Genomic DNA, 25,404 nt, shown 5'->3' with positions numbered 1-25,404 from the left:
GATAGGGCAATGTAAATGAACCAGATAGAATGGCTGTAACGAAATTGAAAACGTTTTGTTATGGCCATTTCTTTTTTTGTACTGCCGGAAAGTATAACTTCGCTAATACTTTCCTTCTGCTTAAGGGCAATGTCAGGAAACCATGTGACTAAGTTTATTTAAGTTTTATTTAGTATCTAGGCTAATAATGTGGTATAATACGTTTTTAGTTCCAATAGCGTTAGTAATTGGATGCGAACTCACGCGCACCGGTGGATGTTCTGTCTCAGCGATTCAGACAGAGTAAGAATTATTACTTGCAGTTTAGATAGAAACGCCTTTGGAAAGCTTATGAGTAGACAATAAAAAAAGGAGTATGAAACTATTGGCAACATTTTCTGATTTAGGGTTGAGTGAATTTGTGATACGTTCGATTATCAATATGGGGTTTGAAGAAACAACCCCTATTCAGGAGCTGACGATACCGATCGCTCTTCAGGGAAGGGATCTGATCGGGCAGGCTCAGACGGGAACCGGGAAAACCGCCGCTTACGGAATTCCTCTTGTCGAGAAGATTATGCCCCAATCCGAACAAATTCAGGGTATCGTGCTGGCACCTACCCGGGAATTGGCGGTCCAGGTAGCCGAGGAACTTAACAAAATTGGCCAGTTCAAAAGGATTCATGCCTTGCCGATTTACGGCGGGCAGGGTATTGATTGGCAAATACGCGCTCTTAAAAAGAGGCCTCATATTATTGTGGCAACTCCGGGCCGGCTGATGGACCATATGAGAAGAAAAACAATTCGCTTAAGTGACATTAAAATTGTGGTTTTGGACGAAGCTGATGAAATGCTGAACATGGGCTTCTTGGAAGACATTGAAACTATTCTCAAGGAAGTCCCCGAGGAGCGTCAGACGTTGCTTTTTTCTGCGACAATGCCCAAACAGATTCAAGCTATTGCGCAGCGCTTTATGAAAGAACCGGAGCTGGTGAGGATTAAGGCCACAGGTGTCACGGTTTCGGATATTGAGCAGCATTATTATGAAGTTGCGGAAAAGCTGAAATTTGATGTTTTGACCAGAATACTTGACATTCAGTCGCCGGACTTGTCTATTGTGTTTGCCCGTACCAAGCGCCGGGTCGATGAACTCTCTGAAGCTTTAAGCAAACGCGGTTATGCCGCGGAAGGGATTCACGGCGATTTGACCCAGAGCAAAAGGGACAGTGTTCTGCGGCAATTTAAAGATGGCACTATTGAAGTCTTGGTAGCTACTGACGTGGCGGCCCGCGGCCTTGACATCAGCGGGGTTACTCATGTCTTTAATTTCGATATTCCTCAGGATACGGAAAGCTATGTTCACCGGGTTGGACGAACGGGACGCGCCGGGAAAACAGGGCTGGCCATTACCCTTGTAACACCGCGGGAAATGGGAATGTTAAGGCTCATTGAATCAGTCATCAAACGGAGAATCATCCGTAAACCGATCCCCACGATCGTTGAGGCCGTACAGGGACAGCAGCGTCTGACCATGAATGAAATTCTGAGAGTCATTGCTGAAGAGGATATTGAGAAATACAAGGTTGTAGCAGAGGAACTGCTCGCTGAAAATGATTCCGTCACCCTGTTATCAGCGGCTTTGAAAATTATTACGAAGGAGCCCGAACCTGTAGAGGTGCATTTAACCGAAGCAGCCCCGGTACGAGTGAAAAGCTTTGGCAATCCGAGATATCCTAAGGGAGGATATAATAGGGGTAACTACGGGCAAAAGGATACCTGGCCGCGAAGGAGGAACCACGATCTTCGAGGAGGGAGCCAAAGAGGACGAGACTATAAATAATTTCCGAGAAAGGCCAGCAATGGCCTTTTCGTTTTATCTAGAAGATAAACCCATTTATAGATAAAAAATACTGATAAGGAAAATATATTTTTTATTTAGTAAAAGAAATTTTTGAAATTTCGAAGGTAAATGGGGCTCAGATGTCGAATCATTATTTGTATATTGTCTATATCTTGGAGGGAGATAAAAGGAACAATGACAAAGAGCTTTTTTCGGAAGAAAGTTATAAGGCGTTTCTCCATACTAATGCTCGTCCTGATTTTAATTCTGAGCACATCGACTTCTGTCTGGGCCTCAACGAAGGATGATGTCCTGCCTGAAATTCGTTCCCTGCTGCAGACCCAGTATGCAGATCCGGTTTCGCAGGACGTTTTGAACGCTCCGACGATTGATGAAATGTTAAAACGGCTTGACGACCCGCATACTACTTACTTTTCCCCGGAAGAATACCAGGACTTTGTGGACAGTATAAACATGAGTTTTACAGGTATCGGCATACATATTGATATGTTACCCGAGGGAGTAAAGGTGGTTGCGGTAGTTCAAGGTTCACCGGCCGAAGAGGTCGGATTAAAGGCCGGAGATGTGATTGTCAGCGCGGACGGGCAGTCTTTAGCCGGACTTTCGGCGGAACAGGCCGTAAGTTTTTTGCGGGGTCCTGAGGGGAGTACCGTTCAAATCAGTGTGAAGCGGGGAACGGAGACGAAGGATTTCACGGTAACTCGTCAAGCTGTTTCAGAACCGACGGTGGAAGGTTCCGTGCTGGACGGACATATCGGTTATATTCAGCTGGAATCCTTTGGCGACGAGACACCGGTAGAATTTGCCTCGACTGTGGTAAAGCTGGATTACCAAAATGTCGACAGTTGGGTAATCGATTTGAGGGATAATGGGGGCGGATATTTAACTTCAGCGATTAGTCTTGCCGGCTTCTTCATTGGCCCGAACGTCGCGGTGAAGGTGAAAGACCGGACGGGGGTCCTCCAATTATATCAGGCTCCGGATCAACCTTTTAGGTTAAACCAACCAATTATTTTTTTGACGAATGAAAACAGTGCCAGTGCTTCAGAAATTCTTACTTCCGCAGTGAAAGATTATCGTGAAGCGACCATTGTCGGCACAAGGACTTATGGCAAGGGGACTGTTCAAACTATATTTCCTCTTTCCAACGGCGGCGTTCTGAAAATGACGGTGGATCATTTTTACTCTGCTTTTGGACATGAAATAAATAGAGTGGGAATCACTCCGGATGTCAATATAGTGAATGCGGACCCGCTCAAAGCGGCTGAGCTGATGCTGTCCGATAAGCAGAGTGCCCTGGACCTGGCTACGACTCCGGACTATTGGGAGGCTTGGAGAGAACTGGCAAACTCAACGGCAACCACTGTGAAACCTGAGTCTTATTCCCTTTATTACCCGGATTATCACAAAGCAGACGAAATAGCAAACGTTCCCCTCACTAAGAAGTTTGAGGTTCATTTTAATGGGGCTGTTGACTGGCAAAGCGTTAACGATTCGAGCATTGAGCTTATTGACAGTATGACTGGAGAGAGAGTTCTTACGACTTTTGAGACTCTGGATTCCTCCGATGTTCAAGTCATTCCCGAGCAAGCCTTGTCTGCGGATTCGACCTACTGGCTGGTCATTCATCCAACAGTTAAAAATACCTCGGGGAAAATTTTGAGTGGAGGAACTGTGACAGTCCTGCATACGGTTCAAGGAGCAGGAAATGAGCAAAAAGCCCAGGTTCAATCCGCTGGGAATTTCCGGCCTGTTGGCGAGAGAAATTTGCCTGGATTCAGTGATCCTGATTATGGCTGGGCAATTCAGGATTTGGCGAAGAAATAATCGCCGTGTTGACGTAGGGTTCAGAGGGGATTATTGAGGATAGTGGAGGCAGCAAGCTATGGTTTATCAAGTATGTGCTCTCGTGGCCACTATTATTTTAGGAATGCTTGGTATAGAATTAATTCTGTGGCTTCACTCTCTTCGGAAACTTACGGATGAAGCTAAACATGCTATTCGGGATATTAACACCTATATGCCGTCTTTGCTGGAAGATGTGAAAGTTATGACAAACCTTGTCAGGCACACTACGGAGCAGGTCGGTGGAGCCGTTACTGAAGCTGCCGTCGGTTTGGAGAGATTAAGGAAGGACCCTTTGTACCTGATTACAGGTTTTTTAGGGACAGTCAAGCAGCTGATGGCACTTTGGCAGGAATTCAGGGGCAGAAAAAATGAAGCCTCTGAGCGCGAATAAGCCGGTTAATACATTTAACGTGTTTTAACATATGGGCCCACAAAACAGCGAAGGGTGGAGAGATCTAACTGCATGGCACAAATAAAAGAATAGTGAATCATTTATATTATCAGCAAAGGAGGAGCTTCATGTGAAAAAAGTAATATCAGTTTTATGTGTAGGATTGATGCTGCTGGTTTCAGCCAACTCTGTCTTGGCAGCGGATAATAGTTTGGATATTGAGAAAGTTGCTATCCAAACCATAAAAAACTCCCAGAATCTTCAAACTTACAATAAAATGGTAGACCTGACAAAAAAATATTATTCAGACGCATCGTCAGGCGCTGCTGCCATGAGAGGTCTCTTGCAGTATCAAAATTCATACAGTACCTATGAACAGATTGTTTTTCTTCCTATAGAGGCGAAAAGCAGCATGGATCAATATACAAATAACCAGCAAGTGGTGACGAATGCCGTCAGACTTTCCGCCTATCAAGCTTATATCAACCTTTTAAAAGCAAATTATGCTTTAAATATCCAGCAGGGTCTGATGAATGGCTTTGACGCGGATTACAGAACGGCAAAGCAGCAGCAATCCCTGGGGATGGTTTCGTCCTCCCAGGTGAGATTGGCTGAAATTACCTATCTTAAATCCCAGTACAGCTATAACAGCGCTCAAAAAAATTACGACTCCGCCGTCATGGCGGTCAATAATCTGATGGGCGCGGACCTCTCCAAGCAGTATGCGACACTGCAAGATAATGTCAACCCCGCCGCCCAAATTAAATCCTTAAGTGACTACACTGCCATTGCCCTGGCCAGCCGGTCGGAAGTAAAGAATGCGCAGAGTGCTTTGGATGCCGATAAACAGGAATATGACTATGTAAAGGCGGCACCAACTACAGATTATGATTTTGCTATGCAGAAGCTAAATTATAACATGGATAGTGCCCAAAATAATTTGGACCTGGCCAAAATAACTGTTCAGCAAAGCGTTACCACAGCTTATAAATCCTTGGACAGTGCTATGAAAATTATGGAAGCGACGAAAGACCTCGATGATCAAGCGGCGTCAGATTATCAAGCGGCGGAGATTCAATATCAGACCGCTCAGATGTCCTTGCAAGACTTTGACAATGCCAAAGTTACTAAAGCGCAAGCCGATGTAAACTACAAAAATGCACAATTGGACGCCTGGCTGGCGCAGGCCATGATGAATGCGGCCTGCGGTGCCGGTTACGTGCCTCCCAGCAGCTCTGCCTCAGGTGCCGCTCAATCCACCGGCGCTAATAAACCTGCCTCTACCAAGCCGGATAAACCAGCCAATCGAGGCTAATAATTTTGGAGGTGTCTAACTTGAAAAAGAGTTATTTAACATTGTTTACTCTTGTTTTATCCGCTTCTATTGTATTTTCCACCCATCCTACAATGGCCCTGGATAATGCGGCTCAGCCTGCTTCAAATACTGCATCAGTGAATACGGCGACAGCGACAGATACTGCCCCGGCGGACACTGCCTCAGGGGATTCCGGTTCGGCAACTGCCGCGGAGCCTGCCACACCGCCGGATACGTCTACCTTAAGCCTTTCCCTTGATGACGCGTTGAAGGCTATAGAAACGGGCAACCCGGACTTGAAATTGGCAGATAGCCAAATTCAAATCTACGATAAACAGAATCAAACGGACCTGGCACAGCATAGTGCCGGTACTGCTGTCACTGATGAGGATTCCAAGAAAGTCCAATTTTTAAATTTTAAGCGTTCACAATGGACTTTAGATAATGCTAAGCATGATAGAGATAACCAATTAAAGGATCTGAAAGTTGACGTTACAAATCAATACGAAACTATCTTAGCTCTTCAGCAACAGGCGGATAACTATAAGACTGAGCTTGCCAATATCGATAAGCTTATTGATCAAGCTAATCTCCAAATAAAGCTTGGTCTGCAGATTCCGTCGTCGATCAATTCGTATACCGCCTCGAAAAGTAAACTTGAAGCAGCCCAAAAAGCTGTTCTTAATAGTATCAACAGTGATATGATCACCTTGAAGCAAGATTTAGGGATTGACCTGAGCAGAAATGTTGTTCTGACTTCTACTCTCATCCCTTATACTCAATTTGATGATTCCAAGCTGGATAACCAAATTGCCGAAGCTATTAAGAATAACTATGATATTCAACGCTATACTCAGGATATTGACATTACCCAGATTGAACACGATATAGACCTTGAATTTGACGATAAGACGTCAGATCAACTGGAGATAAGCATTGAGGACAAGAAAGAAACCCTGGCCAATTTAGCCGTTAACCAGGAAGTCAGCTTGCGGACAGCCTATAATAATCTGAAATCCCTGGAGAATACTATTGCAGCGGATAAATTGACTGTGGAAGCCGATCAAATCAATCTCGATACTAAACAAAAAAATGTTGACGTTGGAACGGCAAGCAGCCTGGACCTGATTAATCTGCAAAACACTCTTTTAAATGATCAAAATACCCTCCAGCAAGATATCAATACCTATATGACCGCCGTGGCAAATTTCCAAAACAGCTTGGATGATTAAAGGATAAAAGGTTGGCCCAGAATCGAAAGATTCTGGGCCAACTTCTTGATGAAGTCCCTTTTGTGATGGTATAATTTAGAAGGCGGAGGTGGAGCGATGGAGAATGAGATAAAAGAGATGCTCGGACTCATATTAAATAAACTTGACGGCTTAGAATTCAGAATAGATAAATTAGAATCCGGAATGGACAGGTTAGAATCCAGAATGGATAGACTAGAATCCAGAATGGAGAGATTAGAAGCCAGACAAGACGAAATCTATTTAGTAGTAAAAGCCATAGAACATAATAATCAAGTTCATAGAGCGGAAATTGATAGTCTTAAGCTTAGAGAAAGTCAAATAGAAGGGACAATTAATGCTATAGGTGAGGTAATTACGAAACGGAAGGTGATTTGACGAGACAAAACCGTAAAATAAAGCTGTCAAGTTGGTGCTTTCTTGGAGACTAAAGTAAAGAAATTAAGAGTTGGCCCAGAATCTATGATGATTCTGGGCCATTTATAGTGTTAAAAGAAGCATAAAACCTTATTCAGTTATTAGCCTTACAGCTGGTTTTGGGACAGCAGCTGTGGGACCGCTGGGGCCGGATTTTCTTCAATATTGCTGAAGAATGTTCCATAGAAAGCATGGCTTTGGAGCTGGCTTTCCAGAGAAAATGTAGGGGAGCCGACTGCCGAAACTGCCAGATAGGGGGACTTTTCCCGGATGCCCAGCATCAGGCGGTAGCGTTTGTTAAGAATGCTATATTGGGTTTCCGCCAGGAGAAGTTCAAGTACGGCAATTTCCACATATTCCGGATCAGCGTAATCAAAGTGGTTCCAAGCATAATCAATCTTTTCGCGGGATTTTTCTATTTCTGCCAACAGGCGTTCAGCCTCATCGAGCGGTGGCTCTTCTAGTGAAGAACAAGATGATAAAAGATAATTGAATAAAGCTCGCATACCATCAGCCTCACTTCACTTACTGTGCTCAATAAAAATCGTTCCCTTTAGCTTTGCTCGGTTTGCCTAAGTATATGTAAGTGAAATGCCGGATATGATTAGGAAGGTTCAAAAAAGCAGGTTTTAGAGCTATAAAATTTTTTGATGTTATAAAAATCGCCTTTGTTGGGAAAGACTAGAAATAGTTTAAAACTATAAGAGGTGATTTTTTTGCCACACCGACGATGTCGGAAGTCCTGGGCGATCTTTCTTTGCGGGATGATGTGTCTGTTTCTCTGGCAGGCCGGCATTTACCCCGTTCTGGGACAAGATACCGTTTATGAGATCATGTTTGCAAATACCACCCCTTCGCGACCCAATCAGCTCCAACCCCAGAAGTCACTGCAGAACATTCCAACCTATAATATTATTGTCAACGAAGATAAAGATTTGACGGATAAATCTTCTCCGGAAGTTTCTTCAACTGGGCCGGGGCATCAGCTGCTCTCCCGCAGTTTAGGACGTTTAGTAAGCGAAGAGGAAATTGAGTTGTTGTCTCGTGTTATTTACGGAGAAGCGCGAGGCGAGAATTTTGAAGGGCAGGTAGCCGTTGGAGCAGTCGTTTTGAATCGCCTTAAAGACCCTCATTTTCCCAAAACGATTTGGGGCGTCGTTTATCAGCCAGGTGCTTTCACGGCAGTAACAGATCAACAAATCCATCTTAATCCGGATGCTGAAGCTTATAAAGCTGCGGAAGCGGCGCTCTCAGGTCTTGATCCCAGCAATGGGGCAATTTATTATTACAATCCGCGCCTGGCCACAGACCGTTGGATTAAAAGCAGGCCCGTGATTAAGAGGATAGGGAACCATACCTTTAGTATTTGATTTAAAACAGATAGTATTTAAGTTAAAACAAAATAGCCCCGCGTTTCGCGGGGCTATTTTGCGTCACTGACTTGGTGCTTTGGCTGCCCCGAGCCTTTGTGGAAGGTAAAAAAGCTGATTTCCGGAGGGACGTTAAAGCGCAGGGGGATGACACTTTCGCCGATGCCGCGGTTGATGTACAAAGGGATGTTATTTACGACGTGGTACCCTTCGTAAATCCCTTTGTCACCGAGATAGGTGTTTGTAATCAGAGGCGGGAGGCCCGGCAGGCGGATCTGTCCTCCGTGAGTGTGTCCTGTCAGCAGAAGATCGGCTCCGTATCGGGCAACATCGTCGAGGCAGTCGGAAGAGTGGGCTAAGGCCAGGCGGAAAGGAGGATTTTGAGGAGCCGCCGGAGATGTTTTTGCGGCCAGAACCTGTTGGTAAGCCAGATCCACATCGTCATGGGCGGTGGCGGGGTCGTCAATACCGATGATCCAGAGATTGAGAGGCGTTAAAAAGGACGCCTGGTTGAGCAGAGGAATCCAGCCTAAGCCCTGGAATTGCTTAAGATAACGCTTTAATAGGGTGTGGGACAAGTGGCTGTAATCATTATTGCCCAGGACAACATATTTGCCATAAGGAGCCGAAAGTTTTCCCAGGTAGGTATTTACTTTGTCAAGGTCTGTTCTGGTGGAGATGATGTCGCCGGTAAGCACAAGCAGGTCAGGGTTTCGGGCCATAGCGGCTTGAGTTATGAGCTCGGGCGCAATGCGCAGTGCTTCCAAATGCAGGTCGCTCAGTTGACAAATGGTCTTGCCCTCCAGGGCGTTCGGAAGCTGAGGGTAGAACAAATCCCAGGTCTCACATTTTAGTTTAAGGGTATCATGTTCCGCCCAGCCCAGGAGTCCGGCACCTCCTAGGGGCAGGATTGAGAGCAGCCAATGATTTATAATAAATCCGCCCGTACCGCGAAAAAACTGGCGGCGGGATATGTTCCCGGAAAACAGTGTGGTTAGTTTACTTGGCATAAGACCCTCCTCAATACATAGTTTAACCATTCTATCTATAGGATATCAGAACCCTTCCTTACGTTGTATCATATCATGTTATGAAGTTAGTTTGAATGAATAAAGGAGGGGAGCGGGGTGAAGTTCAATGGGAACACGCCTTCAAATCCTTATGAATCCGTGGGGCCACAAAGTTTCCCGACATTACCTAATGCTCCGTTAGGTCCAGGGTATTCTCCGGGTACGATTCGTGATACGTTGGGAGCGGGACTCAAAGCAAGCGGCTTTTTTCAAAAAAACGGGCAGATTAATAATTCGCGGGGAGGGTTTATCGGTCCAAAACAAGCGCCATTTCCGGGACCTCTTCCGGGGAATTCCTGGCAGGCCCCTCCCGCAAATCAAACTATGAATGCTTTCCCCCAGCAAAATGGAGGAAACCCGGGATATCAAAACCCGCCCAATCAAGGGTACGGAAATTTTCAGCCAGGTATGAATCAGTCCCGGCAGCTTGTTCTTCAGGCCGCCCAGGAAGGAATTATGGGAAATGGTGTGGCCACTATTTCACCGGACAACAGTTTTCTTTTGATCGCCAATCTTCCCCCGCCGCAGGCCTTTCTTAGCCCCGGGCAGGCAGGGCAGTATGCGGCCTATCTTGTTGATGACAGAGGAAGAACGGGTTTCTTAGCAGGGGTGCTTCGCCCTGTTGGCAATGGTGTTTACCGGACACATTTCCAGAGCCAGGTTCCTCTGTACCCCTACAGCCGGGCGGTGGTCTCTGTGGAAAGCCTTAACCAGCTGGGGCAGGCGCCGAACGGTCCGATTATCTTAAAAGTAAAAGAGCCAATGGGAGTTATGACCTTTCTTAACCCTATGAAAAATACGGCGTCGACAGTCTGGGGCAAGATTTCCGGCTTGATCAGCGGCAGGAAGAAGCCCCCAATTAGTCCTGATTCTGCGCCGCTTAGTCCGGAAATGCTTTCTCCTCTGAACCAAACGGGTGTATCTCCCGAAACCTTGGTTCCTCCGCCTCCTCAATAATTAAAAGGTGGATGTCGCAAAAAGAGTAGGTAATTCACTTCGCTATGAATTGCCTACTCTTTTAATTCCAATCTGAGTTTAGAGAAGAAACAAAATGAGCACTGTCAGAGCCATTAGTCCGAAAGTAGCTATAGTTACAGCGATCCCGAGTGTTGACAGAGATAATTGAATCAATAAGATATTAGAAAAGAAAATAATCAGGAAAAAGAAGGTGATTGCTAAGACCCCTGCGCCGACGGGTGGAGATTGCAGAATGGGTACGAGACGGTTAAAACCATGATCCCAAGCTTCCGGAGATTTCGGATCAGGGTATCCATATGGCGAGAGAGGGGGGCGCTTCACTGGATACGCTGAGAGGGAGTTGGAATTTCTCAATTTGTTAAGAAATGGCATTGGCGTTACCTCCATTTCCATTGGGAGGTCCGACCCCACTGCGCTCGATAAGGAACTGGGAGATTATTAGACCAAGGGCAATAACCAGATTGCCGGGCACTCCTGGGATTTCAAAGAGCGGGACGTTAAAGGAAGTGTCGGGACTTCCGTCAAACGGTGCAAAAGGAGCGGAAACAATTAAAGAGACGCTTAAATTATCGGGAAAAAGCGGTTGATCAGATCCAACAGGGCCAACTCCTTGCCCCGGAATGTGTTGGGAAGATGAGGAAATGGGAGACTGCCCATTGAAAGCTGCCTGCATCAGCTGAGTCAATTGGGGTAGGGTTAAGGTTACGGGGTATAAGTCAGGGGCAGGGCGGCGCAAGTTGGGGGGATGGGCCAATGACCGCTTGAAAAGAAAGGCTATCAGTACGTCGATACCTGCCACAATCATGGAAGCAAACTCGATATCGGTCGAGGCTATAGGGAATATCATGGCACTGACCGGCGCAAAAAGCAGATTGCGTCGTATGGGGCTGGATACTAAGATAGAAAAGGAGAAAGGAGTAGCCGGTAATTGAGGGGGGCCTTCGTTTTGATAGATCACGGCGTTCCTCCTCCCTGGCTTTTAAAACCAAGTGCGAATAGTCGTCCATCCTCCTAAAAGAAGTACGATCAGGAAAGCTATGAAGGTTACGGGATGGGTTATATCGTTGATAAATTGGGGTCCGTGATAACCGTCGAGTCGCATGTTAATCCTACCTTTGGCTATTTCTGAGTAAGACCGGGCGGAAGTTTAATATTTTTTAACATCTCCGGTGTAATTTCCATTTTTTCCATGGGATTTCCGCCGCTGATTTTATCCAGAATTTGTTGGGCCATACCTTTTAATTCTTCCGGTATGGGCAGGTCACTTGCCGAGGGCAGCCCATTCATAGCTGTAGTTAAAGTCAGATTGACCATGGCCATGAGTTTTTCATAGTTTTGTTGTTGTACAAAATAGGTCTTGATCAGAGGGTGCTTATTCATAAGACGGACTTTAAGATCGAGCAGGGCTAAAGCTTCTTTCTCGGGAACCACTTTACTGATCATTTGGGTCGTAATTAGATTGCGCTCTTTTTCCTGATATTGGCTAAATGCTTCTTGGCTTTGAGGATCGGCCATTATGGCTGCTTCCGCGGCCTTTAATCCTTGAACTTCAGGGGTCTGAGAGAGGGCTTCACCCAGCTCCCGGGCCTTGTCAATGTAACTCATAGAGGCACCTCCTTTTTTCCTCCTATAAACTATGCGCTGAGGGGCGCACTGGTGTATTCCAACAAAGACCTATAAGAAGTGGTTGCTTTAATGCGCGGGAGTTCTTAAAATTAGAGGGAAAGAGAAAATGCTGTTGAGTATTTGGTTGAAAAGGAAAAGGAGGAGTTTCTATGCGCACTTATCGAATAGAGCTGCGTTTGATTCAGGTTGCATCCGCGCTGGCTGTTATCGTATTGATCATTGGCTTTCTTGGCTTGTGGGGGCAGAGCGACAAATCGTCCGTGGGGAAAGAGAGTTCTCCGCAAACCCTAGGATCGGGAACAGCGGCAGTCCAAACACCGAGCAATTCAAAGATTGTGGCCTTAGGGGACTCTTTCACCTTGGGCTCTCCTTTAGACGCGGAACATTCTTGGACAAAGCGTTTGGCCGATGATTTGAAAATTATCGTTGTCAATAAGGGAATGGGGCATCAAACGGCCAAAGATTTACTGGCCCGTTTTGACACAGATGTAGTCAAAGAGCAACCGGGCCGGGTCGTTATTTTTGCGGGAACCGGGGATGCGCTTCAGAAAGTCCCCTTGAAAGACGTGCAAAGCAATATCGAGGCTATGGTCGAAAAGGCTAAGGCCAATGACATCATTCCCGTCTTAGCGCTGCCTGTCTGGTATACCGGTTACCAGCAAGATATTGAAGAGATTCGGGACTGGGAGGTGGATTATGCCAAAAAGCAAACTATTATGACGCTGGATTTTTCGTCCGTGTTATTTGATGCTAACAAGAAATACTTAGACGGTTTGTCTCAGGATGGCAAGTATCCCAATGCTAAAGGGTACGAGACAATGGGGGATTATGCCGCTCAAGTTCTTAAATAAAAAGCCTATGCCGGAAGAAGCATGCTGATGACGGCGAAGAAAATAAAACCTATGGTTCCGCCGAGCAAAGCATAGCGGGGGTGGCGTTCGCGCGCGAGAGGGATAAGTTCGGCGAAGACAAGAAAAACCATGGCTCCCGCCGCAAAGGCCAGGAAAAAAGCCAAGGAGTTTTTTACCCTTTCCAGGGCAAGAAGGCCAAGCATGGCGCCCAGCGGGGTGAAAAAAGCGATCCCGATATTCAGTAAAAGTATTTTCCACCAGCGAATGTGAGCCATGGTCAGGGGTGCCGCCGTTGCCATTCCTTCGGGCAGATTGTGCAGCGTGATTGCCGCGGCAATAAGCAAACCAAGGCTGGGGGCGGCTTCCTGGCTTACCGCAATAGCCATTCCTTCAGGAATATCGTGCAAAGCAATCCCTGCCGCCACGAGAAGGCCGATCCTTTTCAAACGTTGGCGCTGCGACAAAGGGAGTGAATCGTTGGGAGTTTTCAAGCGGCGATCAGCAAAATACATGAAAACTAAACCCAGGGTACAACCGGCTACAACTTGAAGAGGAGGACCGATTTTCCAAGCATTGGGAAGCAAGTCAACACTGACAACCGCAAGCATGACGCCGCCGGCTCCTGCTAAGAGAGAGGCTAAAATACGCTCCTCAGGCTGGCCGAACAGGAGAACCAGTAAACTGCCCAAGGTTGTGGCCAGTCCGGCGATTGTACTAACGCGGAAAATTTCCAACAGATCCTGCATAAGGGATCTCCTTTCTAAAGGCTTTACCTGTTTAACTGCTACATATGTATGGCTGAAGCCCTCGCTTTATACGAAAAAATTTCTGTTTTGGCATCCGCCAAACTTTGTCCGGGTTGCTGTACTATTTTCTGGGACAAAGCATAGGCTTAATGTGAGGAAAAACAAACAGAATTAAGTATCTGAGAGGGGGCGGAAACAATGATGAAGAGAGTGCGGTACGGCTTATTGCCAATAGGACTAATCTTGGTCAGTCTGCTGTACCTTACCGGCTGCGGGACGCTGGAAACCCTGGTAAATAAGGATGGAGGCGGAAGTACCTTTGGCAATTTTATCGGCGGGGATAAAGCGGAAACGGTAACCGCAGATGCACCGGCGGCGAATTCGGCAGATGCCATAGCGCTGACACTTTACTTTCCGGATTCGACAGGCAAGTATCTTGTCAAAGAACAGCGGACAGTGCCCAAAACGTTAAGTGTAGCCAGAGAAACAGTAATTCAATGGCTGAAAGGCCCGGCGGCTAAGGGGACAGCGCTGCAAGCTGCCGTTCCGACAGCCACAACGCTTCTGGACATAGCCATTAAGGATAACTCGGCAATTGTTGATTTAAGTAAAGAATTCCTCCAACCCAATTCCAAGGTTTCTGCGGAAGCGGCGCTTTATGGACTTGTTGACACGCTGACCCAGTACTCCACGATTAAACAAGTTCAAATTCGCATTGAAGGAAAACCTCTTACCAAGTATGGAAGTATTGATTGCAGCAGGCTTGTTAACAAACCCAGCCTGGTGAAGGGATCAACGTCTCCCGAACAGATCTTTCCCGCAAGCAGCTCAAGCACCGGAGTCAGTAACGGCACGAACTCCGGAACCGGCGGCGATGCCAACGGCTTAAGCGGGTCTCTGCCGGGTTCAAGCAATGGGGCCGTTCCCAATTCCCCGAGCTCAATCAACCTGTTTAATTATCCGCCGAGTTCTACTTAAGGTGTACCCTCCTACAAAATCGTGAGGTGAAGGCTGTATGCGCGAAGTTTCTCATGTACAACCCCAAAATCTGTGCTAAAATAGAGTAATATGGGGAATGGAGGACGAGAGATGGCGCCAACCGAAGAATTGACGAAACAATTGGAGGAGACCTTAAGGCGGGCAAACACTGTATTGTTCAAACGCGGTCGATCGATTCTGATAGGTATGGAAATTTCTGCACTTCAGTTCAATGCACTTTTATGTATTAGAGAATTTGGACCTTTGACTATGGGGGAACTGGGTAAACATTTATTTGTGGCCTGCAGTACGGCAACTGACCTGGCGGACCGGATGGAACGGGCGCAGTTAGTCGAACGGGTCCGGGACAACAATGACCGCAGAGTGGTTAGACTGCATTTGCTGTCTAAAGGGGACCATGTTCTCGATGCCGTGATCGCGGAAAGACAAAGCTTTATCGGTAAAGTACTTAGGGACTATTCCGGCCAGGAATATGAAGAATTATACAGAAGCGTAGACTTGTTAGCTCAACGCATGGAATTGAAATAGCTATGAATTAATTCAAAATTAATTCCAAATAAATTTTTTAAATACCTTTACTTAAGCTTTAAGTAAAGGTATTTTTGTATTGTCGGAAAGTATAGCTTAGCTCCTTTAAATACTTGTGAGAAAAATCTCCATAAAATCTTTAGAACATTCCTAAATACAACTTAAACTTAAGCGGTATACTTAAAATAATAAAATTAAGGCAAAATGCCTTTAACCGGAGGGAGAAGCGGACGTGGGAACAAATATTGTCCTAGTGGATGATGAGCCTGAAATCCTGACCCTGGTGAGAGATTATCTGACTCGGGATGGATTTAGTGTTATGACAGCACTAAACGGCCTTGAAGGAATCGAACTTATTGAAAAGGAAAAGCCGGACTTAGTATTGCTTGATTGGATGCTTCCGGGGATGAGTGGTTTGGAGATATGCAAACGTTTGAGAGAGACAAGCACAATTCCCATAATTATGTTAACAGCCAAGTCGGAAGAGATTGACCGGGTTTTAGGTCTTGAGTTCGGTGCGGATGACTATATCGTGAAGCCGTTCAGCCTCAGAGAGTTGGCCGCGCGCATAAAAACTGTGCTCCGCCGCTCTGCCGGAGGAATTCAGGAAAACACCAACTCTGCTCTTCTCGTGCGCGGAGAACTGAATATTGACGCAACAAGCCATAAAGTTACTAAAAAAGGACAAGAAGTTTTTTTAACCCCTACGGAATTCAATATTCTTCATTTGCTGGCTTTGAGGCCGGGTACAGTCTATAGCCGGCTTCAACTTCTGCGTCAGGCTATGGGAGAAGAGTATCTCTATTACGAGCGTTCAATCGACACCCATGTTTCCAATTTGCGTAAAAAAATCGAAGACAACCCCAGTGACCCTAAATATATCGAAACTGTATTTGGGGTGGGGTATCGGTTTGGTGAAGACCTGTGACGTTGCGACGTAAATTTATTCTGGCTCTGATCGGCATGGTTTTTTTTATGTCGATTGTCTTTACCCTGATTGCCCTGACGTCAACTCAAGCCTTGCTGGGACATGCCGAAAGCTATGTCCAGCAGTCTTATGGAGAGCACTTGAATCAATTGCTGAGCGTTTATTATGAAGGTCATAATAGTTGGGCCGGGGTTCAGGACCATGTCTCTCAGGTCTTAGAACCGCCCGATCAGAAATTTGGACGTCCTCCCCGCGATTTTCAACGTTTTTTAGTCTTTGATCAAACCAATAAGGTCATCGTCGATCCGTCGAATGTGGATCTCGGCAAGCAGCTTGCTTCACTTCCGGCAGCAGACAGAATTCAGAAACAATGGCAAGTCATTAAAGTCAATGGGCAAACGATCGGGCATTACTGGCAGGATATACACTCGCCCGTTATGAATGGCAGAATGGCCAAAACTATCGGCACTTCAATAATCCAAGCAATGGTCATTGGCCTGATTATTACCTCCTTGGTAGCCTTGCTTTTAGGTCTCTTATTGACCCGGCATTTTACCAAACCCTTAAATCAACTGATGGAGGCCGTCCGGCAAGTTGGCGATGGAGACTTGGCCTCAAGAGTTGAAGTAAAAGGAAACGGAGATATTGCACTTTTAGCCCGGGACTTTAACCGCATGACGGAACAGTTGACCCGCAATGAGGAAGTAAGGCGCAACATGGTGGCGGATATTGCCCATGAATTGCGTACTCCCCTGGCTGTTATTCTGGGAAAACTGGAATCTATTCAAGAAGGTGTGCTTCCTTCCACCCCGGAAACAATCTTGCCTATTCAGGATGAGACCTTAAGATTGACCCGGCTGGTTCGGGATCTTCAGCAGCTAAGTCTTGCCGAAGCGGGTAAATTGCCGATGAAGCTAAGCAAGGTCAATCTCAGAACGATTGTTGAGAGAATTACGGAGCAATTCGAAATAGAATTTGAAGAACGCGGCTTAAACATCGAGGTCAGCGAAAACAAGGTTCCGGAGATCATTGGCGATGGGGACCGTTTAACTCAAGTCTTTGTGAATTTGATTGGCAATGCTCTTTTGCATACTCCGCCCGGAGGAACCCTGCGCGTTTTATTGGCGGAGGTGGATGGTCCTCCGATCAATGGCATGAACAATGAGGAAGCGGCACATCGCTTGCGGGATGTTTTCCGGCGCAAAGACGATAAAGCGGAGGAGACAAACTCTAAAGAGAAAAATTCTAAAGAAAAAAGCAGTTCCGATGATCTCAAATCAGGAAAATGGGCTCAAGTTACTGTGGAAGATTCCGGTGAGGGAATTCCTGAGGAAGAACTTGAACATATTTTTGACCGCTTTTATCGTGTGGACAAATCGCGGGAACGGGAAAATGGCGGAACCGGGTTGGGGTTAGCCATTGCCAAAGAGTTTATTCAGGCCCACGGCGGCAGCATCCAAGTCGAGAGCAAACTTGGGGCGGGAAGCAGCTTTCGGATTTTATTGCCTTTAAAACCTAAGGTCCCGGTAGATTTGATTCCTTGACAAGATCTTAAGAAGTCCTTCGTCGTTTAAACATAAGTCTATGGTATCCTGAGCAAGAATTATTTGAGCAGTACAATAAGATTTATTGTTTAAAATGAGGCCAAGAAAAGGAGAAAAGGTATGAACAAAAAATGGGTGACCATTGGCGCCCTGGTCGTTGTGGTCGCGGGGGGCGGTTTTTGGGGATATCAGCACTTCAAAACTAAACCGGCAGTATCCTCATTTACTACGGCAAAGGCTAAACTAGGGGATGTCCAGAAGGTGATTACGGCTACCGGAACTGTCAACTACCCACATGCGATTACTTTAACGTTTCCGACAAGTGGGAATGCTTCGTCAGCCGGAAAGATAGTGGAACTTAATGTCAAAGCGGGGGATACTGTAAAAGCGGGTCAGGTTCTGGCTAAGATTGACGATACGAAGCTGAAAACTTCTGTCTTGCAAGCTCAGGCTAATGTGACCTCCGCAGAGTCCAAACTTCAAAATCTGGAGGATTCCTATAATGACCAAACCCGCGCTCAGGCCCAGGCGGCTCTGGAACAAGCCGAGCAGAATTTAACGACTGCCAAACAGAATGCGGATCCGGGCTATTTGTCCAACCAGGTCACTCTTGCCAATCAGAATGTTAAAGCGGCTAGTGATAATTTGGCCAAGGCTCAGCAAAGCGGAAATTCCTCATCCATACAATCCGCTCAAAGCTCTTTGAACTCCGCGTTGGATGCTTTAACGACTGCTCAGAATAACCAAAATGGAGGGGCGGCTCAGGCCTTAGCTGCTGCCCAGGCCAATGTTACCTCCGCTCAATATCAAGTGGATCAGCAAGCTCAGGGGCCAAAGCCGGCCGATGTTCAATCGGCGCAAGCGAGTATTCAGATAGCTCAAGCCCAGTTGGCCAGTGCTCAAGCGGATTTGGACGATGCCGCAATCGTTGCGCCCGTGGATGCCGTAGTTGTCGACTGTCCCCTTCAACTGGGTCAGGATTCGGACTCTAAATCCATCATGACACTTACTCCTACCGGAGATAAGCTGGAAGTGGATGCGGCAATTGATCAGTCCGATATTACCCAGTGCAAAGTCGGGCAGAAAGTGGACATAACTCTTGACTCCTATCCCAACGATCATATCAGCGGCACCGTGAACGCGGTTGCCTTACAGGGTACAACTACCCAAAACGTTACGACCTACGAGGTCACGGCGACGGTCGATCAAAACAGCGACTTGCTCCGGGCAGGTATGAATGCCAATATCAATATCATTGTCGCTGAAGCAAGCAATGTCTTAACTATACCGAGTGAAGCCGTTAAGACGAGGGGAACTGAAACGTATGTGATGGTACCCGGAAGTCCCGGTGCCGGTACAGGGCAAGCAAATTCTGCAGCTCAGGCGAAACCCGGCTCCGGCAATTCAGGAAACGCCGGTGCGGGAAATGTCGGCTCAGGCAGCACGGGCTCAGGGAATGCGGCTTCGGGAAATGCAGGCAGCGGCGGATATACGGGGAATGGGTCGGGCGCCAGAAGCTCCGGGGCCGGGAACGCGGCTAAAAGCGCCATGGCCAATGTCCGCATGGTACCGGTGGTAGTCGGTCTGGACGACGGAACGAATGTGGAAATCAAAAGCGGTTTGGAAGAAGGACAGGAAGTCATTACAGGCACGCGCACTGCCTCAGCGACAACCAATTCGAATTCCAGTTCGGGACTTAGATTGCCCGGTATGGGAGGCGGCGCTGTCAGAGCAACAGGCGGAGGCGGCGGCGCTCCTACCAGAAGGAACTAAGTTGAACCAGTTTTGATGAGTATTAGGAGGGATGCAATTTGATAGATCTCAAAGGGATTAAAAAAATATATGCCAACGGTGATATTCAAGTTGCTGCCTTAGCCGGGGTAAATCTTCACGTGGGTGCCAACGAGTTTGTATCCATTATGGGACCTTCCGGTTCCGGTAAATCATCGATGATGAACATTTTAGGCTGTTTGGATACCCCTACGGAAGGAGAGTATTATCTCGACGGGACTGATGTAGCTAAAGCAACCGGTGATCAGCTGTCCGTAATTCGCAACCGCAAGATCGGATTCGTCTTTCAGGGATTTAACCTTCTTCCCCGGACAACTGCGGTGGAAAATGTCGAACTTCCTATGCTCTATGCCGGAGTGCCCAGCAAAGAAAGACGGACCCGCGCTATTGCCGCCTTAGAGTCTGTCGGCCTTGGCGGCCGGGTTCACCACCGTCCCAAAGAACTTTCAGGCGGTCAGCAACAGCGGGTAGCTATCGCCCGGGCGCTTGTTACCAAGCCCTCGATTATCCTGGCGGATGAGCCTACGGGGAATTTGGACAGCCGGTCAAGTGAAGAGGTTATGGCTATCTTTCAGCGGCTGCATGAGTCGGGCAACACGATAGTTATTGTTACGCATGAGCCGGATATTGCCGAATTCACGGGGCGCATTGTGCGCTTCCGCGACGGCAATATCGAGGGGGATGAACTGGTTAAAAATCCACGTAAGGCTCAGGTACAGATTCTTGAGGAGGGAGTGGCAAAGTGAACTTTTTTGAAAGTATCCGGGTCTCTCTTCGGGCCTTGCGGGCCAATAAACTGCGTTCAGCTTTGACCATGCTGGGAATGATTATCGGGGTAGCCGCCGTTATCGCCATGGTTGGGATCGGCAATGGGGCAACCGCTTCAATTACTTCTCAGATTCAGGGATTAGGTTCCAACCTCCTGACGATCAGTTCCGGACAGTCCAATTCCGGAGGGGTAAGAGGGGGAGCGGGCAGTTCCAATAACCTGACTATGACGGACGTGACTAAAATCCCCATCGACACGGCGATTAAAGCTGTTGCGCCGGTGACAAGTACCAGCGGGCAAGTGGTTTTTGCTTCGGGCAACACGTCGACAACCATTACGGGAACCACTGCAGATTATCAGGGCATTAAAAATGTGACGATGGAAAGCGGGCGTTTTATTACGACGGAAGATGTCGATAACAGTGCCCGGGTCGCTGTCCTTGGACCTACCGTTGTCACAGACTTGTTTGGTGACGCCAATGCCTCGGTTATCGGGAAAGTGATAAAAATCAATAATGTACCGTTTCAAGTCATTGGGGTAACTACGACTACGGGCTCAACAGGTTTTATGAGCAGTGACGACATGATAACCGCACCGATTTCCACTATTCAAGAGCGTTTGATTGGGAAAAAGACGGTCCGCAATATTTTGGTATCCGCTACATCTGAGACCCAAATGCAGACAGCTCAGGATGAGATTACGGCGGCCCTGCACAAAGCTCATAAAATTCCCGATGGCAAGGCCGACGATTTTACGGTACAGAACCAGGCTGATATGTTGCAAACTATGACAGGGGTTACCCAAACCTTGACTATGCTCTTAGGCGGAATTGCCGGTATTTCCTTGTTGGTTGGAGGAATCGGGATTATGAATATCATGCTCGTCTCGGTTACAGAACGAACCAGGGAGATTGGAATCCGGAAAGCGATCGGAGCTAAAGGTTTTGATATCATGATGCAGTTTCTGATTGAAGCGGTCGTACTCAGTATCTTGGGGGGAGGGATTGGCATTGCCATTGGCTTTGGCGGATCTACTCTGGCGGGGAAGGCTTTGAAGATGAGTACCAGTATTTCTCCGACTTCGGTATTGGTTGCTTTCGGTTTCTCTGCTGCGATCGGAATTCTCTTCGGAGTTTTTCCCGCCCGCAAAGCTGCCGCTATGGATCCTATTGATGCCTTAAGGTATGAATAAAAATGTTTAACCCATGGCATCTTGTTAGCTGTTTTCAGTTGGAGAAGGATTCGTTCTGTATAGTTTTTAGTGATAGGAAGTTGGAAAGGGGAAATAGTACGTGGGGAAAAAGAGACGGACGCATGCGGTGCTGAGCGTACTGGTAATAATGGTTTTAATAATAGGGATGATCCCGGGGCTGGCCTCAGCGGACACGAGTGATGGCAGTACATGGCTGGCCTGGCTCAGCTTTGCGACGAGTGCCGATTCCACCTTGATTGCCGGGGAAACGGATAACATTAATGTCCAGCTCTGGGATAACAACTCCAATCCTTTTTCAGGGAGTGTAGCCAGTGCGACCATTACGGGCTCTGATGGTGTGTCTAAAATTTATCAAATATCCGGAAATAGCGGGGATTACACAATTTCCAACGTGACGTTGGAAACCGCCGGAGATTATCAACTGGTGATTCGCCAAGGGGCTATAGGAACGGCTTTTGCGTCAGGGACTATTACGGTACTGGATGCCAAAACGCTTATTACAGATCCATTGTATATTAACACTAACAATACCGTGCGGGTTAAAGTAACGGATGCTGACGGAAATCCATTAATGCGTAAATCCGGAACTGTCGACGGGTCTCTGGTTGGAGCTTCAACCGTTTCTTATACGACACTCAGCGATGGAACGTTCACGTTTTCCATGACACCGACCTTGTATGGCAATGTCAATATTGACTATGCCGGACATATCATTGGCACTATTCCGGTTCAACCCGCTTATTCTCAGAGCACGCGAATTGGGGGAACTTCCAGTGATAATGTTTCTTTAGCGATCAGTGTTGCCCAAAGTGGCTGGACCGCGGGGGCACAAAATGTAATCCTGACCCGGGACGACCAATTTTCGGATGCTCTTGCCGCCGCACCGCTTTCCAAAAAACTTGACGCACCGATTCTCATGACGAGTTCGTCCAAACTGGATGACCGAACGTTAACGGAGCTTCAAAGTCTGGGAGCTAAAAATGTTTACATCATTGGCGGTACGGTTGCGGTCTCCCAAGGGATTCAAGACAGTTTAAGCGGTGAATTTACAGTTACCAGGATTGCGGGTCAGCAAGCCTATGATACGGCGGCTCAGATATCGGCCAACGTGGGGATTGACCCTACTCAGACTGTTTATATAGCTAATGCCTATGCTATTCCCGACGCTATCGCCATCAGTGCTTTTGCCGCTGAGCAAGGAAGCCCGATTTTACTTACGGAACAAAATTCGGTGCCGGCTTCCACGGCTCAAGCCTTGGCAAATCTTAAGGCAGGCAATGTCATTTTACTGGGAGGCACGGCTGTCATTGACAGTTCGGTAGAGAATGAACTGAGTTCCAAGTATCATGTCAAACGCTGGGGCGGTTTTGACCGCTATGACACGGAAAATATCATCTTCCAGAACCTTTTTAACACAGATACCCCACAGTCCCCGATTTATTTTACATCCGGCCTTGTTCGTCAGGATGATGTGAGCTCCGGGGAACCTAAGGCAGATGCCTTAGTAACGGCTGCTTTGGCTGCCAAACAAGGTGGTTTTGTGGTGATGCTTCCGCAAAATTCCCTGCCCTCCAGTTTAAACTATTTCTTGTTATTTAATAAAGGCTACATCAAGCAAACGTCAGTCATAGGGAACAATAACAGCATTTCTTTGGATCTGGAATCTCAGTTAAAACAAATGCTGGTCCATTAACCCGATTGAATTCCAAAATTACTCCTAACTAAACAAGGCGCAACGAACTTTTACAGTTCGTTGCGCCTTGTTTATTGCTGTGAGTTATTTGCTAAAACCTGTTTCTGTGAATGGCTGGAGAAGATTTTTGGTTGAACAGTTCAGAGCTCGCCTCTATGTTATTGAAAAGAATCGGAGATGACTTTGCACAAAGAGAATTAGAAAATAATTTTCATAAAATACTAAGGCAGTGGGAAGGAATTTCACGGGGAAGCACGAATATAGATACAATAGAATTGGACTGATGGACCATGCCAATAAGGATTAAGCCAAGGCTTAAATCGAAGTCAGCTGAAGAGGTGGTCAAATGAATCTTGATCGCAAAAGTGGGGTTCCCTATTATATACAACTCAAGGAGCAAATCCGGCGGCGCATTACTCAAGGTGTCTGGGCTGCCGGAACAAAACTGCCGACGGAGAGGGAGTTGGCGGCAAGCTTGGCCGTGAGCCGCAATACTGTCAGCCAAGCCTACAAAGAATTAGAAAGCGAAGGGGTCTTAAGTTCAGCTCAGGGAAGAGGGACCTTCGTAGCCGACACGCTGCTAATTATGCAGCAAGAGGGACGCAAAGAAAAGGTGCTGCGTATTATTGATGTGGCCATGGAAGAAGCGGTGGGGATGGGTTTTACCATTGATGATTTCGTTTCTTTTGTGCACGTACGGGGGATGGAAAAAAAGGATCTTTTGTCCCGCATAAAAGTCGCTTTCGTAGAATGTAACCCTGAGCAGCTTGCCGAGGCCCGTTGGAATCTCGGCCCAGGGGTCAGTTTGCTGCCGTTTTTGCTCCCTGAGCTGCGGGAATCCCCCCTTGCCCAGAAACGCTTGGCCGGAATAGATATGGTCGTGACAGGGGTGCCTCATCTTTCGGAGGTTAAGGCTTTGTTGGGAGATCTTGACCTTCCGATCATAGGGATGTCGCTTCAGCCAAAGCTCGAGACGATTGTGCGGATTGCTAAATTAACGCTGGGACGGGATTTGGCTTTAGTTTGTGAAAGCAACCAATTTGCCGAAAAAGTTAAGTCTGCTTTAAATCAGGCCGGGTTGTATCCGGCAGTTAAGACTTTGATTCAACCAAATGAAATGAAGCTGCGTGAGGCCCTGCGGGATTGCGGAGCTGTGATTCTTGCTCCTAAACTGCGGCTTGGGGTTGAAAAGGCGCTTCCGGAAAATATGGAATGTATTGAATTTCGTTTTGAGCCGGATGCCGGCAGTCTAAACCTGCTCCGCGGAGCTTTGCTGGAAATAAAGGGGGGCAAACTTTGAGAAAACAACGGATTATCGGTTTATTTGATTCCGGAGTTGGCGGACTCACTGTCATGAAAGAAATTTTAGAGCAGTTGTTCGATGTGAGAATTGTTTATTTTGGGGATACCGCCCGGGTGCCTTACGGGAATCGCTCTCAAGAAGAACTTGTCCGTTTCGGAGAAGAGAGTGTCACGTTTCTCATCGGACAAGGCGCCGAGGTTATTGTGGTTGCTTGCAATACAAGTTCGGCAACGGCCTTGCCTATACTTAGAGAGAGATTTAATATTCCCATGATCGGGATGGTTGACCCCGGAGCCCGTTTAGCTGTTGAAAAAACCATTGCGGGACGGATTGGCTTGATAGCTACGGAAACGACCGTACGCAGCAAAGCCTATTCGACGGGAGTGAGCCGGGCCTTAGCCCGCGGGAGTGTGCCGGAAAACGCTGTGCTGAGGGAGTCCTGGCAGCAGGGTGAACAGGCCATCGCTTTGGTCAAGGCTCAGGGGTGCCCGCTGTTTGTTCCCTTGATAGAGGCCGGACTGGCAAATTCCGCCGAAGCGCGGGGAATTGCCAAAACATACCTGGCCCCTCTTCAAGCCGCCGGGGTTGACGCTCTTATCCTGGGCTGCACACACTACCCTTTCCTGGAACCGGTTCTTAAAGAAATTTTAGGGGAGGATGTCCTGATCATTGATCCCGCTTTAGCTGTTGTAGAGGAACTTAAAGTATTGCTGCAGGAGATGGAAGGGCGTGATGCGGCAAATTCTGAGCGCCGCTCAAGATCTGAGATCTCTGCAGTCAATGCGGGAAAAAGCCAATGGCGGGCCCGCTATTTTGTCAGCGGGGACCCGGGACTTTTCCGCCAGGTTGGCAATACGCTTCTGCATGAACCCATAGAATCTGTAGAACAAGTGTGCTTTGGGGACACCCCGTTTCACACTTAATTATGAAAACGC

Annotated in this window: 24 protein-coding genes and 1 pseudogene; 19 read left to right on the top strand and 6 right to left on the bottom strand. The window is 47.3% G+C overall.

The window, feature by feature from the left end; translation table 11 throughout:
* The first annotated feature begins 364 nt into the window (after positions 1–364).
* The 6 genes from cshA to REC12_RS09850 all read left to right on the top strand — a co-directional run bounded on the left by cshA (position 365) and on the right by REC12_RS09850 (position 7,022).
* On the top strand, positions 365–1,819 hold the full coding sequence (cshA, locus tag REC12_RS09875; RefSeq protein WP_308893995.1) for a degradosome RNA helicase CshA: 1,455 nt from the start codon (positions 365–367) through the stop codon (positions 1,817–1,819).
* A 195-nt stretch (positions 1,820–2,014) separates the two neighbouring features.
* Complete coding sequence (locus REC12_RS09870; RefSeq protein WP_308893993.1) at positions 2,015–3,667, top strand: S41 family peptidase; 1,653 nt, start codon at positions 2,015–2,017, stop codon at positions 3,665–3,667.
* Positions 3,668–3,725: 58 nt separating this feature from the next.
* The gene (locus REC12_RS09865; protein ID WP_308893991.1) at positions 3,726–4,079 is read left to right on the top strand and encodes a hypothetical protein; all 354 of its coding nucleotides are present in this window, start codon (positions 3,726–3,728) and stop codon (positions 4,077–4,079) included.
* A gap of 130 nt (positions 4,080–4,209) precedes the next feature.
* Positions 4,210–5,394: a TolC family protein gene (locus tag REC12_RS09860; RefSeq protein ID WP_308893989.1), complete on the top strand. Its 1,185-nt coding sequence runs from the start codon at positions 4,210–4,212 to the stop codon at positions 5,392–5,394.
* Positions 5,395–5,414: 20 nt separating this feature from the next.
* Positions 5,415–6,626: a TolC family protein gene (locus REC12_RS09855; RefSeq protein ID WP_308893987.1), complete on the top strand. Its 1,212-nt coding sequence runs from the start codon at positions 5,415–5,417 to the stop codon at positions 6,624–6,626.
* Positions 6,627–6,722: 96 nt separating this feature from the next.
* Positions 6,723–7,022 (top strand): M domain protein, encoded by a 300-nt coding sequence (locus tag REC12_RS09850; RefSeq protein ID WP_308893986.1) that lies wholly within the window; start codon positions 6,723–6,725, stop codon positions 7,020–7,022.
* Between the two features lie 146 nt (positions 7,023–7,168).
* Here REC12_RS09850 and REC12_RS09845 read toward each other — a convergent pair whose 3' ends face one another.
* On the bottom strand, positions 7,169–7,567 hold the full coding sequence (locus REC12_RS09845) for a hypothetical protein (protein WP_308893984.1): 399 nt from the start codon (positions 7,565–7,567) through the stop codon (positions 7,169–7,171).
* A gap of 507 nt (positions 7,568–8,074) precedes the next feature.
* Here REC12_RS09845 and REC12_RS09840 point away from each other — a divergent pair.
* Positions 8,075–8,431: pseudogene (locus REC12_RS09840) on the top strand (cell wall hydrolase); the annotation flags it as partial.
* A 53-nt stretch (positions 8,432–8,484) separates the two neighbouring features.
* On the opposite strand, the gene REC12_RS09835 reads toward REC12_RS09840, so the two are convergent.
* Positions 8,485–9,441 (bottom strand): metallophosphoesterase, encoded by a 957-nt coding sequence (locus REC12_RS09835; protein ID WP_308893982.1) that lies wholly within the window; start codon positions 9,439–9,441, stop codon positions 8,485–8,487.
* A gap of 117 nt (positions 9,442–9,558) precedes the next feature.
* On the opposite strand from REC12_RS09835, the gene REC12_RS09830 reads away from it, so the two are divergent.
* Entirely contained in the window at positions 9,559–10,458 is a 900-nt protein-coding gene (locus REC12_RS09830) for a hypothetical protein (RefSeq protein WP_308893981.1), read from the top strand.
* Positions 10,459–10,536: 78 nt separating this feature from the next.
* Here the strand turns inward: REC12_RS09830 and REC12_RS09825 are convergent, their stop codons facing one another.
* The 3 genes from REC12_RS09825 to REC12_RS09815 form a co-directional block, all read right to left on the bottom strand.
* The gene (locus tag REC12_RS09825; RefSeq protein WP_308893980.1) at positions 10,537–10,851 is read right to left on the bottom strand and encodes a hypothetical protein; all 315 of its coding nucleotides are present in this window, start codon (positions 10,849–10,851) and stop codon (positions 10,537–10,539) included.
* Complete coding sequence (locus tag REC12_RS09820; RefSeq protein WP_308893978.1) at positions 10,838–11,437, bottom strand: hypothetical protein; 600 nt, start codon at positions 11,435–11,437, stop codon at positions 10,838–10,840. The genes REC12_RS09825 and REC12_RS09820 overlap by 14 nt, the downstream gene beginning before the upstream one ends.
* 161 nt (positions 11,438–11,598) lie before the next feature.
* Positions 11,599–12,084, bottom strand: coding sequence for a YlbF/YmcA family competence regulator (locus REC12_RS09815; protein ID WP_308893976.1), 486 nt, complete (start codon positions 12,082–12,084; stop codon positions 11,599–11,601).
* Positions 12,085–12,254: 170 nt separating this feature from the next.
* On the opposite strand from REC12_RS09815, the gene REC12_RS09810 reads away from it, so the two are divergent.
* Complete coding sequence (locus REC12_RS09810; RefSeq protein ID WP_308893974.1) at positions 12,255–12,956, top strand: GDSL-type esterase/lipase family protein; 702 nt, start codon at positions 12,255–12,257, stop codon at positions 12,954–12,956.
* A gap of 5 nt (positions 12,957–12,961) precedes the next feature.
* On the opposite strand, the gene REC12_RS09805 is transcribed toward REC12_RS09810, so the two are convergent.
* Positions 12,962–13,702: a ZIP family metal transporter gene (locus REC12_RS09805; RefSeq protein ID WP_308893973.1), complete on the bottom strand. Its 741-nt coding sequence runs from the start codon at positions 13,700–13,702 to the stop codon at positions 12,962–12,964.
* Positions 13,703–13,903: 201 nt separating this feature from the next.
* Between REC12_RS09805 and REC12_RS09800 the strand changes: the two genes are divergently transcribed.
* The 10 genes from REC12_RS09800 (at position 13,904) to murI (ending at position 25,392) form a co-directional block, all read left to right on the top strand.
* Positions 13,904–14,680: a GerMN domain-containing protein gene (locus REC12_RS09800; RefSeq protein ID WP_374214197.1), complete on the top strand. Its 777-nt coding sequence runs from the start codon at positions 13,904–13,906 to the stop codon at positions 14,678–14,680.
* A gap of 111 nt (positions 14,681–14,791) precedes the next feature.
* Complete coding sequence (locus REC12_RS09795; RefSeq protein WP_308893969.1) at positions 14,792–15,229, top strand: MarR family winged helix-turn-helix transcriptional regulator; 438 nt, start codon at positions 14,792–14,794, stop codon at positions 15,227–15,229.
* A 232-nt stretch (positions 15,230–15,461) separates the two neighbouring features.
* A complete protein-coding gene (locus tag REC12_RS09790) occupies positions 15,462–16,157 on the top strand; it encodes a response regulator (RefSeq protein ID WP_308893968.1) in 696 nt (231 codons plus the stop codon).
* Positions 16,154–17,701 (top strand): sensor histidine kinase, encoded by a 1,548-nt coding sequence (locus REC12_RS09785; protein WP_308893966.1) that lies wholly within the window; start codon positions 16,154–16,156, stop codon positions 17,699–17,701. Before REC12_RS09790 ends, REC12_RS09785 begins: the two co-directional genes overlap by 4 nt.
* Positions 17,702–17,821: 120 nt before the next feature.
* Positions 17,822–19,474, top strand: coding sequence for an efflux RND transporter periplasmic adaptor subunit (locus REC12_RS09780; protein WP_308893964.1), 1,653 nt, complete (start codon positions 17,822–17,824; stop codon positions 19,472–19,474).
* A 38-nt stretch (positions 19,475–19,512) separates the two neighbouring features.
* Positions 19,513–20,238, top strand: coding sequence for an ABC transporter ATP-binding protein (locus tag REC12_RS09775; RefSeq protein ID WP_308893962.1), 726 nt, complete (start codon positions 19,513–19,515; stop codon positions 20,236–20,238).
* Positions 20,235–21,452, top strand: coding sequence for an ABC transporter permease (locus REC12_RS09770; RefSeq protein ID WP_308893960.1), 1,218 nt, complete (start codon positions 20,235–20,237; stop codon positions 21,450–21,452). Before REC12_RS09775 ends, REC12_RS09770 begins: the two co-directional genes overlap by 4 nt.
* A 100-nt stretch (positions 21,453–21,552) precedes the next feature.
* Entirely contained in the window at positions 21,553–23,166 is a 1,614-nt protein-coding gene (locus REC12_RS09765; protein ID WP_308893959.1) for a cell wall-binding repeat-containing protein, read from the top strand.
* Positions 23,167–23,512: 346 nt separating this feature from the next.
* Positions 23,513–24,466 (top strand): GntR family transcriptional regulator, encoded by a 954-nt coding sequence (locus REC12_RS09760; RefSeq protein ID WP_308893957.1) that lies wholly within the window; start codon positions 23,513–23,515, stop codon positions 24,464–24,466.
* Positions 24,463–25,392 (top strand): glutamate racemase, encoded by a 930-nt coding sequence (murI, locus tag REC12_RS09755; protein ID WP_308893955.1) that lies wholly within the window; start codon positions 24,463–24,465, stop codon positions 25,390–25,392. The genes REC12_RS09760 and murI overlap by 4 nt, the downstream gene beginning before the upstream one ends.
* The last annotated feature ends 12 nt before the right edge of the window (positions 25,393–25,404 follow it).

It is taken from the genome of Candidatus Desulfosporosinus nitrosoreducens (genome assembly GCF_030954495.1).
Lineage (GTDB): Bacteria > Bacillota > Desulfitobacteriia > Desulfitobacteriales > Desulfitobacteriaceae > Desulfosporosinus > Desulfosporosinus nitrosoreducens.
The sequence above is the reverse complement of the archived record's forward strand: the minus strand, read 5'-3'. Positions and strand labels throughout refer to the sequence as shown.